This window comes from Rubrivirga litoralis (assembly GCF_031846415.1).
In the GTDB taxonomy this organism is placed as follows: Bacteria; Bacteroidota; Rhodothermia; order Rhodothermales; family Rubricoccaceae; genus Rubrivirga; species Rubrivirga litoralis.
The window spans coordinates 60534-75846 of sequence record NZ_JAVRHT010000009.1 but is presented as its reverse complement, the minus strand read 5'-3'; the positions used below and the strand labels follow the sequence as shown (position 1 = coordinate 75846).

General features: G+C 72.3%; 12 protein-coding genes. 11 read left to right on the top strand and 1 reads right to left on the bottom strand.

All coding sequences use genetic code 11. From position 1 onward, the window contains the following. Nucleotides 1-63 precede the first annotated feature (63 nt). Nucleotides 64-1383: a sensor histidine kinase gene (locus tag RM540_RS05585; protein ID WP_311662560.1), complete on the bottom strand. Its 1320-nt coding sequence runs from the start codon at nt 1381-1383 to the stop codon at nt 64-66. A gap of 192 nt (nt 1384-1575) precedes the next feature. Here RM540_RS05585 and RM540_RS05580 point away from each other — a divergent pair, with 192 nt between their 5' ends. From RM540_RS05580 to cysN, 11 genes are all read left to right on the top strand, one after another. Beyond that, nucleotides 1576-1929 (top strand): hypothetical protein, encoded by a 354-nt coding sequence (locus RM540_RS05580; RefSeq protein WP_311662559.1) that lies wholly within the window; start codon nt 1576-1578, stop codon nt 1927-1929. Between the two features lie 194 nt (nt 1930-2123). Further along, nucleotides 2124-3548, top strand: coding sequence for a UDP-glucose dehydrogenase family protein (locus RM540_RS05575; protein ID WP_311662558.1), 1425 nt, complete (start codon nt 2124-2126; stop codon nt 3546-3548). After that, nucleotides 3481-4875 (top strand): glycosyltransferase family 4 protein, encoded by a 1395-nt coding sequence (locus RM540_RS05570; RefSeq protein WP_311662557.1) that lies wholly within the window; start codon nt 3481-3483, stop codon nt 4873-4875. Before RM540_RS05575 ends, RM540_RS05570 begins: the two co-directional genes overlap by 68 nt. A gap of 22 nt (nt 4876-4897) precedes the next feature. Beyond that, the gene (locus tag RM540_RS05565) at nt 4898-6013 is read left to right on the top strand and encodes an NAD-dependent epimerase/dehydratase family protein (protein WP_311662556.1); all 1116 of its coding nucleotides are present in this window, start codon (nt 4898-4900) and stop codon (nt 6011-6013) included. A 75-nt stretch (nt 6014-6088) separates the two neighbouring features. Further along, nucleotides 6089-7066, top strand: a complete 978-nt coding sequence (locus RM540_RS05560) for a glycosyltransferase family 2 protein (protein ID WP_311662555.1) — start codon at nt 6089-6091, stop codon at nt 7064-7066. A gap of 99 nt (nt 7067-7165) precedes the next feature. Further along, nucleotides 7166-8110, top strand: coding sequence for a UDP-glucuronic acid decarboxylase family protein (locus tag RM540_RS05555; RefSeq protein WP_311662554.1), 945 nt, complete (start codon nt 7166-7168; stop codon nt 8108-8110). Nucleotides 8111-8167: 57 nt separating this feature from the next. Then, entirely contained in the window at nt 8168-10012 is a 1845-nt protein-coding gene (asnB, locus tag RM540_RS05550) for an asparagine synthase (glutamine-hydrolyzing) (protein ID WP_311662553.1), read from the top strand. Beyond that, complete coding sequence (locus tag RM540_RS05545; protein ID WP_311662552.1) at nt 10009-11124, top strand: glycosyltransferase family 4 protein; 1116 nt, start codon at nt 10009-10011, stop codon at nt 11122-11124. Before asnB ends, RM540_RS05545 begins: the two co-directional genes overlap by 4 nt. A gap of 132 nt (nt 11125-11256) precedes the next feature. Next, nucleotides 11257-12066: a 3'(2'),5'-bisphosphate nucleotidase CysQ gene (gene cysQ, locus RM540_RS05540; RefSeq protein ID WP_311662551.1), complete on the top strand. Its 810-nt coding sequence runs from the start codon at nt 11257-11259 to the stop codon at nt 12064-12066. Nucleotides 12067-12336: 270 nt separating this feature from the next. Beyond that, nucleotides 12337-13245 carry a sulfate adenylyltransferase subunit CysD gene (gene cysD / locus RM540_RS05535; RefSeq protein ID WP_311662550.1) on the top strand — a complete coding sequence of 303 codons (909 nt, stop codon included), beginning with the start codon at nt 12337-12339 and terminating at the stop codon, nt 13243-13245. Nucleotides 13246-13383: 138 nt separating this feature from the next. Continuing rightward, complete coding sequence (gene cysN, locus RM540_RS05530) at nt 13384-15312, top strand: sulfate adenylyltransferase subunit CysN (protein WP_349256298.1); 1929 nt, start codon at nt 13384-13386, stop codon at nt 15310-15312. Nucleotide 15313 lies beyond the last annotated feature (1 nt).

Below are 15313 nucleotides of genomic sequence, written 5' to 3'. Positions count from 1 at the left end.
GAGGACGATCGGGGAGAGGAGGAAAGACTACCAATGACTGTGCCAGATGCAGTGCAATTCCGCTCACCCGCCGCCGCCGTCACGCGCCCCGCCGGCCGCCCCGCCCGCGGCGAGCGGGAGCACCAGGCGGACCTCCGTCCCGGCCCCGGGGCGTCCCTCGACGGTCAGCGACGCGCCGACGCTGCGCGCGCGCCACGCCATGTTCTCCAGGCCCAGCGACCGCGACCGCGGGGCGTCGGCGTCGAACCCGACGCCGTCGTCCACGACCTCGACCACGAGGTCTCCGCCGTCGCGGCCCAGGCGGATGCGGACGGTCTCGGCGTGGGCGTGGCGGAGCGCGTTCGTCGTCGCCTCCTGGACCACCCGGTAAACCTGGAGCGCGACGGCCGGATCGTCCACGTCGGCGTCGCCGTCGCGGCGGAACACGCACCGGGCCGGCCCCAGCGCGTCGACGTGCGCGGCGAGGTCGGCGAGCGCGCCGGCCACCCCGCCCGCGTCGAACGGGGGCGGGGCGAGCCCGAGGCCCACGTCGCGCACGCGGTCCAGCGCCTCAGCCGCGTAGACCGCGATGCGCCCGGCCGTCTCGGCGTCCTCGCTCGGGTCGGGGCGGGGCGGGGCGGCAATCCCCTCGCTCAGCATCCGCACGGCGGTCAAGAGCGGGCCGATGCTGTCGTGGAGGTCGCGGCCGATCCGCTCCCGCTGCTCTTCGAGCGCGCCGGCCACGGCCCGCCCCGCCCCCGTCCACTCGATGTCGTCGTGGAACACGACGACGGCCCCGCCCTCGGACCCCGCCGCGGGGTCGAGCGCCGCGGCGTTCCCCTCGCCGGCGGCCTGGAGGTCGCTGAGCGCGCGGCCCCGGAGGGCGTCGCCGCCGGCGACGCCGAAGAGGAGCGCGGCGGCGCGGTTGGCGTACGTGACGTGCCCGCCGACGAGGACGACCGTCGGGGCGGGGTGGACGTCGAGCACCCGCCACCCTGCTCCATCTGCCGCCTCGCCGCCCCGCCGCTCCAGGTGCGCCCCGAGCACGTCGGCCAGGGGCGCGAGCGCGTCGCGGTACGCTTCGGCGGGCACGTCGCCGGCGTCGACCTCGACGCGGAGCCGCCCGGCTAGCAGGCCGTCCGTGAGGACGGACACGTCGAATGGCGTCGTGGCGGTGCCTGTCGCCGTGTCGGGCGGGGCGGTCCACGTTGCCGGCGGCCGGAGCGCGTCCACCCCGCCCCCCGGGGCGGGGGTAAAGGAGACCGCACGGGCGCCGAGGGCGCGTCCGAGCACGTCCAGGGCGGCCTCGACGCCGGCCTCCGGCGTCGTGATTAGAAAGCGGGCTGTCTGTCCCAGTGCACGGTGAGCGGCGTGGAGTGGGGCGGGGCGGGGGAGGGAAGGCAAGCGTCGGAGGGGCGGGGGGCGGGGAAGCCGGTCCCGTGTGGCGAGCCGGCCACTGTCCCGCAACAAGCGGGCCGCCACCGGCCGTACCTGCGGCCGATAGGCCCCGGACGCGTTCCGCTCTTGTGACGTCTCGGCGGTGTGTTTAGAAAGCGAGGCGAGCGCTCGATCACCCTATAAACACCCGCCTTTGCCATGCGCTTTGCCCTCGTCACCGCCGCCCTCGTCGGGGCCATGTCCATGCTCCTCGCCGACCCCGAGACGGTCGAGCGCGGCACCGAGGGCGCGGGCCGCTACCTCGACGGCCTCGTCGGCGGCTACGTCGAGGTCCAGCGGGTCAAGGCCGTCGAGGCGCTGGAGCGGGGCGAGCACGAGGCGGCTCTTACGTCCCTCCGCGACCTGGCCGAGGCGGGCGACTCCGAGGCCGCCGGCATCGTGGCCGAGTGCTACCAGACAGGCCAGTGCGGCGTGCCGGCCGACCGCCGCGAGGCCGAGCGGTGGGGCCGGCACGCCGCCCCGCCCTCGGACGCGAGCGGGGAGGAGGGGTAGCGGGCGGGGCGGAGGTCTGGCCTGCGAGCTCGATGTCTCAGCCGGGCACCGGGCAAATCCCGAAGCGGGACAGGGCGGCGAATCGTCACAGAAAACTACCCCGGCGCCGATGGCCTCGCATGTAGAATGAGGACTGGCCCCCTACTTGCTCTCCTGGAGGCTCACGTCACCGCCTCCGCCTCTCTCTTAGGATTATGAACATCGCCGTCGTCGGAACTGGATACGTCGGGCTCGTCTCGGGCACCTGCTTTGCCGAGATGGGCAACCAGGTCACCTGCGTCGACATCGACGCGGGCAAAGTCGACAGCCTCCGCGACGGGCGGCTGACGATCTACGAGCCCGGCCTTGAGGTCTACTTCGACCGCGGACGCCGCGAGGACCGGCTCCGCTTTACGACCAGTCTCGCTGAGGCCCTCGAAGAGGCCGAGGTCGTGTTCCTCGCGCTCCCCACCCCGCCCGCCGAGGACGGCTCGGCCGACCTCCAGTACGTGCTCGGCGTGGCCGACGACATCGGCGGCCTGCTCGCCGCCAACCCCGACTGGGGCTACAAGGTGCTCGTCGACAAGAGCACGGTGCCCGTTGGCACGTCGCGGCGCGTGACCGACGCCGTCGAGGCCCACGGGCTGACGGCCGGTGAGCACTTCGACGTGGTCTCGAACCCCGAGTTCTTGCGCGAGGGCGTGGCCGTCGACGACTTCATGAAGCCCGAGCGCGTCGTCGTCGGGACGTCGTCGGAGAAGGCCGGCGAGGTCATGACCCGGCTCTACGAGCCGTTCGTCCGCCAGGGCAACCCGATCCTCCTCATGGACGAGGAGTCGGCCGAGATGACGAAGTACGCGGCCAACTCGCTGCTCGCGGCCAAGATCACGTTCATGAACGAGATCGCCAACCTCTGCGAGCGGGTCGGCGCCGACGTCGACGAGGTCCGGCGCGGGATCGGGACCGACAGCCGGATCGGGCCGAAGTTCTTGTACGCCGGCATCGGGTTCGGCGGCTCGTGCTTCCCCAAGGACGTCCAGGCCCTGCACCGGACGGCCCGCGAGGAGGGCTACAGCTTCGAGATCCTCGACGCCGTGCTCCGCGTGAACGACGAGCAGCGGAAGTCGCTCATCCCCCGAATTGTGGAGGCGCTGTCCGACGACGGCCGCCTCGACGGGAAGACGATCGGAATGTGGGGGCTCGCCTTCAAGCCGCACACCGACGACGTCCGCGAGGCGCCGGCCCACGTGCTCATCCGCGAGCTGACGGCGCTCGGGGCCGACGTGGTCGCGTTCGACCCCGAGGCCGTCGAGACCACGAAGGCCACGTTCGAGCGCGAGCCGCTCTCCGGCGACGGCGCCCTCGCGTACGCCGAGAGCGCCTACGAGGCGGCCGATGGCGCCGACGCGCTCGTCGTCGCGACGGAGTGGCCCGAGTTCCGGCGCCCCGACCTCACGCGCGTCCGCCGCTCGATGACCGGCGACGCCCCGCTCGTCTTCGACGGCCGCAACGTGTTCGACCCGCAGGACATGGCCGATGCCGGCTTCACGTACCACTCGATCGGCCGCCCGCATGTGCCGCCGGTGGCCGTGGGCGACGAGGCCGGGGTCGGGCGGGGCGGCGACGCGCTCGCGTCCTAAGCCGCCCGTCCTCCTCCGCACGCGGGCGGGGCGGTACTCCCACCCCGCCCGCCTGACCGCCCCGCTCGCGATGGCTCGCCGGCCCTCGATCCTCTTTGTCAACCAGCACTACTGGCCCGACGTCGCGTCGACGGGCCAGCACCTGACGGACCTCGCCGAGCACCTCGTGCGCGCGGGCTTCGACGTGGGCGTGCTGTGCGGGCAGAGCGGGTACAAGGGGCAGCTCGACGCGCCCGCCCACGAGGTTCACAACGGCGTCGAGATCACGCGCCTGCGGACGACCTCGTTCGGGCGCGCCCGCCACCTCGGCCGGATCGTCGACTACGGCGCGTTCTACGCCCAGGTCCTGGCTCGCCTGCTGACTGGCCCGCGCGTGGACCTCGTCGTGTCGCTCACCACCCCGCCCCTGCTCTCGTTCGCGGCCTCACTGGCGAAGCGGGCGCGGGGCCAGCGCTACGCCATCTGGTCGATGGACCTCCACCCCGACGCCGAGGTCGCGCTCGGCATGCTGGACGAGGGCGGGGCGGCGGCCCGGGGCCTCCACGCGCTCAACGACGCGGGCTACCGCGGGGCCGACCTGGTCATCGACCTCGGGTTCCGCATGAAGGAGCGGATCGAGGCGAAGGGCGTGCGGCCCGAGCGGCTGACGACGATCGAGGTGTGGAGCGACGGCGACGAGGTGTACCCGGTCGCGCCCGCGGACAACCCGCTCCGCCGCGAGCTCGGGCTCCGCGACGACCAGTTCGTGGTGATGTACTCGGGCAACGCCGGGCTCGCCCACCGCTTCGATGAAGTGCTGGAGACGATGCGCCGGATGAAGGACGACGACCGCGTCTTCTTCCTCTTCGTCGGCGGCGGCCCGCGTAAGGCCGAGATTGAGGCGTTCGCCCAATCACACGGGCTCCGCAACTTCCGCTACGCGAACTACTTCCCCCGCGAGCAGTTAGCCGAGTCCCTCTCCGTCGGCGACGTGCACCTCCTGACGCTCCGCGAGGCGATGGCGGGAATCGCTGTCCCTGGCAAGCTCTACGGCATCCTCGCCGCCGGCCGGCCCGTTGTCATGGTCGGGCCGGAGCGCTCGGAGCCGGCCCGGACCATCCGCGAGGCCGGCGTCGGCGTCGTCGTCGACCCCGCCGCCGACGGCGGGCGGGGCGGGGCGGACCGCCTGGAGGCCGCCCTCCGCACGCTCGCCGACGAGCCCGCCGAACGCCGCGCGACGGGCGAGCGCGCCCGCGAGGTTTTCCTGAAGCACTACGACCGGCCCATCCTTTGCGACGCCTGGGCCGAGGCGCTCCGCGCCCAGATCCCGACTCCCGTCTCTGTTTAACCGACCCGCCAACTCTACACCCATGTCCTACGCCAGCGACCACACGCCCTCGCAGACGCCCGTCCTCGTGACCGGCGCCGGCGGCTTTATCGGTCACCACCTCGTCAACTACCTCAAGGACAAGGGCTACTGGGTCCGCGGCGTCGACGTGAAGCGGCCGGAGTTCGCCGAGACGCGGGCCGACGAGTTCGAGCTCCTCGACCTCCGGCGGTGGGACAACTGCCTCCAGGCGTGCCGCCCCGCCCAGACCGGCGAGATGGCGGGCACGCCGATCGCCCACGTCTACGCGCTCGCGGCGGACATGGGCGGGATGGGCTTCATCTCGGCCAACCACAGCCTCATCCTCCACAACAACGTCCTCATCAACACGCACACGTTGGAGGCCGCCCGCCAGAATGGGGTCCAGCGCTACTTCTACACGTCGAGCGCGTGCGTCTACCCGGAGCACCTCCAGACGACGGCCGACGCGGCCGCGCTGAAGGAGGACGACGCCTACCCGGCGGCCCCGCAAGACGCCTACGGCTGGGAAAAGCTGTTCACCGAGCTCCTCTGCCACTACTACACGGGCGACTACGACATGGAGACTCGGACCGTCCGGTTCCACAACGTCTACGGCGAGCTCGGGACGTGGGAGGGCGGCCGCGAAAAGGCGCCGGCGGCCATGATGCGGAAGACGGCCTACGCCAAGCTCCTCGGCGGCAAGGAGGGCGAGCCGGGCGGCACGCCGACGGTTGAGATCTGGGGCGACGGCGAGCAGACGCGCTCGTTCATGCACGTCGACGACTGCGTCGAGGGCGTCTACCGGCTCATGATGTCGGACTACCGCGAGCCCCTCAACCTGGGCCGTGACCGGATGGTGACGATCAACGAGCTGTGCGACATCGCCGCCGACGCCGCCGGCGTTGACGTCGTCCACGAGCACGTTGACGGCCCGATGGGCGTCCGCGGCCGGAACTCGGACAACTCGAAGCTCCGCGAGGTGCTCGGGTGGGAGCCCGAGATCCCGCTCGAGGAGGGCGTGGGTCGGACCTACGCCTGGATCGAGGACCAGCTCCGCGCCAAGCTCGACGCCGAAGGCCGCCTCCCCGCCGGCGGCGACGGCGCCGCTCAGACGGCGGCCGCGCCTGCGCAGTCCTAAGCGCTGCCCTGACCCGCCCCGCCCCGCCCACAACGCGGGCGGGGCGGTCTCCCTCAGGTCCTCCTCAAACAGTTCGTGTCCGCTCCGCCGCTCGTCTCGATCCTGATGCCCGCGTACAACGCTGAGCGGTGGCTCGCGGAGTCCATCGCGTCGGCGGCGGGGCAGACGTACCCCAACGTGGAGGTCGTCGTCGTCGACGATGGGTCGGAGGACGGGTCGGTTGAGGTCGCCCGCTCGTTTGAGGAGCGGGGGGTGAGGGTCATCGAGCAGGAGAACAAAGGAGCGTGCGCTGCACGCAACGCCGCCCTCGAAGAGTCGAACGGGGACTACATCAAGTTCCTGGACGCCGACGACGTGCTTCTGCCGGGCGCCGTAGCCGCCCAGTTTGCCGCCCTAGAGGGGGAGCCCGACGACGTGGTCCCTTTCGGGATGGCCGTCCGGTGCGACGCTGCCCTCCGCCCCCTGGCGGGGCGGCCGCCCTCAACGGACCCCGAGGGGCGGGTTGGGTCTGAGAATCTCGGGGAGAGGCTGGCGTGGTTGCTGGAACGCAACATCCAGACGTCTCGGCCGCTCCACGCGCGCCGCTTGTTGGAGCGGGTCGGGGGGTTCGACACCCGGCTCGACGGGGGGCAGGAGTACGATCTGCACATGCGGATGGTCGTGGACGGCGTCCGGTTCAAGTTCGTGCCCGAGGTGGGCGTTTTGAACCGCGACCACGCGAGCCCGCACAGGATCACGAATTCCAAGTCGAGGGGGAATGAGTACACCAGAGACTGGTGGGACGAAGTCCTCCGGCTGTTCGACGGTGAGTACCCGCCCCCTGTCCAAGACGCCTGGATTAGATCGTTGTGGAAGAGCGTGGTCCGCGACACGATTCGAGGCAACCCATCGTCGGCCAAGGAAAAGGCCGAGAGGGCTCTGGAACTGGATCCGACGCTCGACTTCGTCGAGAGCGGCGTTAGGAAGAAGCTGTACTCGGTGATGCACCCTGCGACGGTTGAAAAGAACATCTTTTACTTCAAGAACAAGCTGCCGAGCCGGCTCCGGCCCTAGCTGGATTCCAGGAGCGAGACGACGCCGAGCCCACACCGCGCGTCCCAACGCAGAGAGGCTGCCACGACCGGTCTCCGCCCCGCCCTCACCCCCGACCCTATGCCCCGTACGCTCATCACCGGCGGCGCCGGTTTCCTCGGCTCCCACCTCTGCGACCGCTTTCTGGCCGAAGGCCACGAGGTCGTCTGCATGGACAACCTCATCACGGGGAACCCGGACAACATCGCCCACCTGATCGGCAACCCGGGCTTCGAGTTCGTCAAGCACGACGTCTCAACCTTCATCTACGTCGCGGGCGAGGTCGACAACGTGCTCCACTTTGCGAGCCCGGCGAGCCCCATCGACTACCTCAAGCTGCCCATCCAAACGCTCAAGGTGGGGTCCTTGGGGACGCACAACGCGCTCGGACTCGCCAAGGCCAAGGACGCCCGGTTCCTGCTCGCGTCCACGTCCGAGGTCTACGGCGACCCGCAGGTCCACCCGCAGCCCGAGACGTACTGGGGGCACGTCAACCCGGTCGGCTCGCGCGGGGTGTACGACGAGGCCAAGCGGTTTGCTGAGGCCATGACGATGGCGTACCACACGTACCACGGGCTCGAGACGCGCATCCTGCGCATCTTCAACACCTACGGTCCGCGCATGCGGCTCGACGACGGCCGCGCGCTGCCCGCGTTCATGGGGCAGGCGCTCCGCGGCGAGCCGATCACCGTCTTCGGCGACGGCTCGCAGACGCGGTCCTTCCAGTACGTCGACGACCTCGTCGAAGGCATCTGGCGGCTCCTCCACTCGGATGAGGCCAACCCCGTCAACATCGGCAACCCGGACGAGGTGTCGATCAAGGAGTTCGCTGAGGAGGTCGTCGCCCTCACCGGGTCGGATTCGACGATCACCTACGAAGACCTCCCCGCCGACGACCCGCAGGTGAGGCAGCCCGACATCACGCGCGCCCGCGAGATCCTCGGCTGGACGCCGAGCGTGGACCGCGCCGAGGGGCTGCGGCGGACGCTCGCGTACTTCCAGGAGCAGGTCGAGGCCACCGCCTAGCCACCCCGCCCCGCCCACGTACGTCAACAGGAGCGGGGCGGCGTCACCCTCAACATTATGTGCGGGATCGCCGCCCAGTTTGCCTACCGCTCCGGCGCCCCCGACCCGGCGGCGCTCACCGCCGCGTGCAGCCGGATGGCCTCGCGCGGCCCCGACGCCGACGGCTTCTGGGCGAGCGACGACGGCCGCGTCGGGTTGGGCCACCGGCGGCTCTCGATCATCGACCTTTCGCCGGGCGGCGCGCAGCCGATGCAGGTCGGGGGCGAGGGCGGGGCGGTGACCGTCGTCTACAACGGCGAGATCTACAACTACGAGGCGCTCAAGCGCGGGCTCGAAGCGCGCGGACACCGCTTCCGGTCGGCGTCCGACACGGAAGTCCTGCTCCGGCTCTACCAGGAGGAGGGCGAGGGGTTCGTCGAGCGCCTCCGCGGCATGTTCGCGCTCGCGCTCTGGGACGCCGAGCGGGGCGGCCTCCTCCTCGCCCGCGACCCGTACGGGATCAAGCCGCTCTACGTCGCCGACGACGGCCGCACGCTGAAGGCGGCGTCGCAGGTCAAGGCGCTGCTCTCGATGGGCGGGGTGGATACCGAACCGGACCCGGCGGGCCACGCGGGCTTTTTCCTGTGGGGCCACGTCCCCGAGCCGCACACGCTCTACCGCGGCGTCCGGGCCTTCCCACCCGGCCACACGCAGTGGGTCGATGGCGACGGCGCGCGGCCGCCCCGCCCGTTCGCGTCGATCACGGACACGCTGGAGCACGCCGAGCGGAGCAGGCCGCCCGCCGGCGACCCGGCGACGATCGTCCGCGAGGCGCTGCTCGACTCGGTGCGGGCGCACCTCGTGGCCGACGTCCCGGTCGGCGTGTTCCTGTCGGCCGGGCGGGACTCGACGGCGCTGGCCGGACTCGCGGCCGAGGCCGGCGGGCGGCTGCGGACCGTCACGCTCGGGTTCGAGGAGTACGCCGGGACGCCGGACGACGAGGTGCCCCTCGCCGAGTCCGTTGCCCAGTTTTACGGCGCCGAGCACCAGACCATCCGTGTGGGCGCCGACGCGTTTCGGGCCGCGTTCCCAGGGTTCATGGACGCCATGGACCAGCCGACGCTGGACGGCCTCAACTCGTACCTCGTCAGCCAGGCCGCCGCGCAGAGCGGGCTGAAGGTGGCGCTCTCCGGGCTGGGCGGCGACGAGTTGTTCGGCGGCTACCCCAGCTTTGCCGAGATCCCGCGCCTCGTCGGCGCGCTCGGGCCGGTGCCCGGGAGCGCCGCGCTCGGGCGCGGGCTCCGCGCCGTCTCCGCCCCGCTCCTGGCCCGGCTGGGCGGCGAGCGCGTCCCGCCGAAGCTGGCCGGCGTGGTCGAGTACGGTGGCGACTACGCCGGCGCCTACCTCCTCCGGCGTGGCCTGTTCATGCCCTGGGAGCTCCCCGAAATCCTCGGCCCCGACCTCGCGCGGGCGGGGTGGGAGGCGCTCCAGCCGCTCGCGCAGTTGGGCGAGACGGTCGGCCGCATCGAGACGCCGCGGCTCCGCGTGACGGCGCTCGAATCGGCCCACTACATGCGCTCGCAGCTGCTCCGCGACACGGACTGGGCGAGCATGGCGCACTCGCTCGAAGTCCGCGTCCCGCTCGTGGACTGGGCGCTGCTCCGGCGGCTCGCCCCGCTCCTGGCCGCCCACCCGAGCGTGGGCAAGCAGACGATGGCGGCCGCCGCCCGCCCCGCCCTCCCGCCGGCCATCACGGACCGGCCGAAGACCGGGTTCACGACGCCCGTCCGCCAGTGGCTCGTCGAGAGCGGGGAGGTGTCGGCGGCCGACCGCGGGCTCCGCGGCTGGGCCAAGTACGTGTACCGGCGGCAGACTGAGGCCGCCCCGCCCGCATCGGTCCCCGTGGGCGGGGTGGCCGCGTGAGGCTGCTCGCGCTCGTGACCGACGCCTGGGGCGGCCGCGGCGGCATCGCCAAGGTCAACCGGGACTTTCTGGCCGCGTTCGCCGAGCACCCGGCGGTCGACGAGGTCGTCGTCTTGCCGCGCGTGATCGTCGAGGCGCCCGGCCCCACCCCGCCCGGCGTCGACTACCGGACTGAGGCGGCGGGCGGGGCGGCGGCGTTCCTCCGCGCGTTCGGGGCCGTGCTCGCGCGGGGCGGCTACGACGGCGTCGTCGGCGGCCACCTCAACCTGACGCCGCTCGCGGCCGTCGCCGCGATGCGCGCGCGCGCGCCGTGGTTCTTCATCGTCCACGGCGTCGACGGGTGGGGGCCGGAGCACTGGCCGCAGTCGTACGGGGCGGGGCGGGAGGCCGCCGTGCGCTGGGCTGTCCAGCGCGCCGACGCGTTCGTGTCGGTGAGCGACCTCACGCGGCAGCGGTTCTCGCAGTGGATGGGCGTCCCGGCCGAGCGCGGCGTGGTCATCCCCAACAGCGTCGACGTGAGCGCGTTTGGCGTCGGCCCCAAACGCACCGACTTGTTGGAGCGCTACGGGCTGGGCGGCAAGACGGTCGTGATGACGCTCGCCCGGCTCTCGGCGGCCGAGCAGTACAAGGGGATCGACGAGACACTCGAGGCCCTCCCCGCCCTCGTGCCCGAGTTCCCGGACCTGGCCTACCTCGTGTGCGGGAGCGGCGACGACCGCGAGCGCCTGGAGGCGAAGGCGCGGGCGCTCGGGCTGGGAGACCGCGTCGTGTTCGCGGGCTACGTGGCCGAGGACGAGAAGGCCGACCACTACCGGCTGGCCGACGCCTTCTCGATGCCGGGGCGGGGCGAGGGGTTCGGGATCGTCTACCTCGAAGCGCTCGCGTGCGGCGTGCCCGTCGTGGCGTCGTCGGCGGACGCGAGCCGCGAGGCCGTCCTGAACGGCGAGATCGGGACGATCGTGGATCCGGACGATCCGGCGTCCGTCGTGGACGGCCTGCGCACGGCGCTCCGCCAGCCGGCGGGCGTGCCCGACCGGCTCGACCACTTTTCGGCCGCCCGCTTCGCCGACCGCTGGCGGTCCGTGGTCGACCGCGTATTTCTTCCCGCCTAGGGTTCACGCCTGCGGTTTCCAATCGGGCCGCCCCGCCCGCGTCTCGTTCGTGAGGAGCGGGGCGGGGTGGAGGCCACGCACCGGCGCAGTGTCGGTGCGATCCTCGCTCGGCCGCCCCGCCCCGCCCGCCGCATGGACCTCCTCGACACCGCCCTCGACGCCGCCCTCGCCGGCGGGGCCGCCATCCTCCCGCTCTACGGCCGCCCGCTCCCGGTCGACCACAAGGCCGACGACTCGCCGCTGACGCAGGCCGACACCGCGGCGCACCGGGCGATCGTCGGCCGGCTCGCGGCGACCGGCCTCCCCGTCCTCTCCGAAGAGGGCGATCCCGAAGACGCCGACGGCCGCGACTGGCGCCGATTCTGGTGCGTCGACCCGCTCGACGGGACGAAAGAGTTCGTTAAGGGCGCCGCCACCCCGCCCATCACGTCCGGCGAGTTCACGGTCAACGTCGCGCTCATTGAGGACGGTGCGCCCGTCCTGGGCGTCGTCCACGTCCCGGTCCACGGCGTCACCTACTACGCGGCGGGCGGGGCGGCGTGGAAGCGGACGGGCGGGGCGGAGCCGGTGCCGATCTCGACGCGCCGGGCACCCGAGGGCAGCCTCACCGTCGTCGCGAGCCGGGACCACGCGGGCGCCGAGGTCGACGCGATCCTCGCCCGCGTCGAGGCCGAGGGCCGCGCGGTCGAGGCGGCGCCGGTGGGGTCGTCGCTCAAGTTCTGCCTCGTCGCCGAAGGGAGGGCCGACTTCTACCCGCGGACCGTCCCGACCTTCGAGTGGGACACGGCCGCGGCGCAGGCCGTCGTCGAGGCCGCGGGCGGCGGCGTCGCCACGCGCGACGGTGCCCGGCTAGCGTACAACAAGAGCGACCTCCGCAACCCGTCCGTCTTCTGCTGGGGCGACTCCGCCCTCGACTGGCGGCGCTGGCTGGCCGACTCGTGACGCCGCCCCGCCCCGCGCGTCCAACGTCGAGGGCGGGGTGGTCTGCGCGGCGGCGAAAGAACCTAGCAGCCATGCTCGTGCGGAGGCCTGGATTCGGCAAGGCTGCCGTCTTGTGGACTGCTGGGGCAGCGGTGGCGGTGCGCCCGAGGCGCAGAGGGCGACATGGGCGACAGCGACGTGCCGACGGTGCGTTGCCCCCATCTAGTCGTCCCCCTCATGCCCGCCCGCCGCCCCGCCCCTAGCTTGTCCCGCCCCGCCGCCCCCGTACGCATGGACCGCCCCGCCCGCACGTCGCACCTCCGCGCGCTCGAAGCCGAGGCCATCTACGTCATGCGCGAGGTGGCCGCGCAGTTCGAGCGGCCGGTCCTGCTGTTCTCCGGCGGCAAGGACTCGATCCTCATGGTGCACCTGGCGCAGAAGGCGTTCCACCCCGCCCCGATCCCGTTCCCGCTGCTCCACGTGGACACGGGCCACAACTTCCCCGAGACCATCGCCTTCCGCGACCAGCTCGTCGAGCGGCTGGGCCTGCGGCTCCACGTGGGGAGCGTCCAAGAGGCCATCGACGCCGGGCGCGTGGTCGAGGAGACCGGACCCGAGGCGAGCCGGAACGGGCTCCAGATCGTCCCGCTCCTCGACGCCCTCGACGAGCACCGCTTCGACGCCGCCTTCGGCGGCGGCCGCCGCGACGAGGAGAAGGCCCGCGCCAAAGAGCGGTTCTTCTCGCACCGTGACCGCTTTGGCCAGTGGGACCCCAAAAACCAGCGGCCCGAGCTCTGGAACCTCTACAACGGCCACAAGAACGTGGGCGAGACGTTCCGGGTGTTCCCGCTCTCGAACTGGACCGAGATGGACGTCTGGCAGTACATCGCACTCGACGGCGTCGAGGTCCCCGACCTCTACTTTGCCCACGAGCGCGAGGTGTTCAGCCGCCGCGGCACGCTCCTCGCCACGACCGACTTCGTCGAGCTCCAGCCCGGCGAGACCGCCGCGCGCCGGTCCGTCCGGTTCCGCACGATCGGCGACGCCACGTGCACCGGCGCCGTCGAGAGCACCGCCGCCACACCCGCCGAGATCGTCCGGGAGGTGACCGCCGCGCGCCAGACCGAGCGGGGCGGCCGCCACGACGACAAGCGCTCGGAGGCGGCCATGGAGGACCGCAAAAAGCAGGGCTACTTCTAGCGGTTGCGTATCGCGTGTCGCGTGTTCCTCCGCACGTAGCACCCCCACGCAACACGAGACACGCAACAGGCCCCGATGCAGACCGACCGCCCCGCCCCGACCGCCCCGCCCGCCGACGGCGGCGACGCCTACCTCGACATGGACCTCCTCCGGTTCACGACGGCCGGGAGCGTCGACGACGGGAAAAGCACGCTGATCGGGCGGCTCCTCTACGACTCGAAGTCGATCTTCGAGGACCAGCTGGCCGCCGTCGAGGAGGCCTCGCGCGCGCGCGGGATGACCGGCGACGACGACGTGCCCAACCTGGCTCTTTTCACCGACGGGCTCCGGGCCGAGCGCGAGCAGGGCATCACGATCGACGTGGCGTACCGCTACTTCGCCACGCCCCGGCGCAAGTTCATCATCGCCGACACGCCGGGCCACGTCCAGTACACACGAAACATGGTGACGGGCGCCTCGACGGCCGACCTCGCCATCATCCTGCTCGATGCCCAGCGCGGCGTCCAGACGCAGTCGAAGCGCCACGGCTTTATCGCCTCGCTGCTCGGCATCCCGCACGTGGTCGTGGCGGTCAACAAAATGGACCTCGTGGACTACCGCGAGGACGTGTTCGACGCCTTCCGGCGCGAGTACCTCGACTTCGCGGCCAAGCTGGACGTGAAGGACATCGAGTTCATCCCGGTCTCGGCGCTCCGCGGCGACAACGTGGTCGAGCGAAGCGAGCGGACGCCGTGGTACCAGGGGCCGACGCTGCTCCACCACCTGGAGAGCGTGAACGTGGCGGCCGACCGGAACCTCCGCGACTTCCGGTTCCCGGTCCAGACCGTGATCCGCCCCGACCCGTCGTTCCGCGGCTTCGCCGGGACCGTCGCGAGCGGGGCGGTCCGGCCCGGCGAGGAGATCCTCGCGCTCCCGGCCGGCACGCGCTCGCGCGTGGCCTCGGTGACCACGTTCGACGGCGACCTCGACGAGGCCCGCGCCGGCGAGGCCGTCGTGGTCACGCTCGAGGACGAGATCGACGTGAGCCGCGGCGACATGCTGGTCCGCCCGGGGAACCTCCCCAGCGTCGAGACGGCCGTCGAGGCCATGGTCTGCTGGATGGACGAGGAGCCGCTCCAGCGCGAGCGCCACTACCTCCTCCGCCACACGACGCGCGAGGTGAAAGCGTTCGTCGACGAGCTCGTCTACCGCGTCGACGTCGACACACTCCACCGCGAGGACGCCGACACGCTGGGCCTGAACGACATCGGCCGCGTGCGCGTGACGACGGCCGCCCCGCTCTTTTTCGACCCGTACCGGGTCAACCACGAGACGGGCGCGTTCGTTCTCATCGACCCGTACTCGAACGCGACCGTCGCCGCGGGCATGATCCGCGGCGCGGCCCGGAGCCCCGACGAGGTGGCCGAGCGTGCGGCCCGCCTCGAACGCTCGGCCAACGCCGCGTCGGCGTCGGGGGCGGGGCGGTCGGTCTCGCCGAACGTGACGTGGGAGGGCCTGAACGTCCCCCGCGAAGACCGCGAGCGGCGCCAAGGGCACGAGGCCGCCGTCGTCTGGTTCACAGGCCTCTCGGGCTCGGGCAAGTCGACCGTCGCGCGCGCGCTGGAGCGCGAGCTGTTCGAGGGCGGGGTGCGGACCATGCTCCTCGACGGCGACCAGGTACGGCACGGGCTGAACGGCGATCTCGGGTTCAGCCCCGACGACCGCCGCGAGAACGTCCGCCGCATCGGCGAAGTCGCCCGCCTGTTTTTCGAGAGCGGGGCGGTCACGCTGTGCACGTTCGTCTCGCCCTACCGCGCCGACCGCGACCGCGTGCGCGCGCTGGTCCCCGGCGGCCGCTTTTTCGAGGTCCACGTCGACGTGGACGTCGAGACCGCCAAGGCCCGCGACCCGAAGGGCGTCTACGCGAAGGCCGAGCGGGGCGAGATCCAGAACCTCACCGGCGTCTCGGCTCCTTACGAGGCGCCCGACGCCCCCGAGATCACGCTGCGCACGAAGGACATGAGCGTGGACGAGGCGGTCGCGGCCGTCCGCGCGGCGCTCGTGGCGGCGGGCGTGGTGCCAGAGTAGG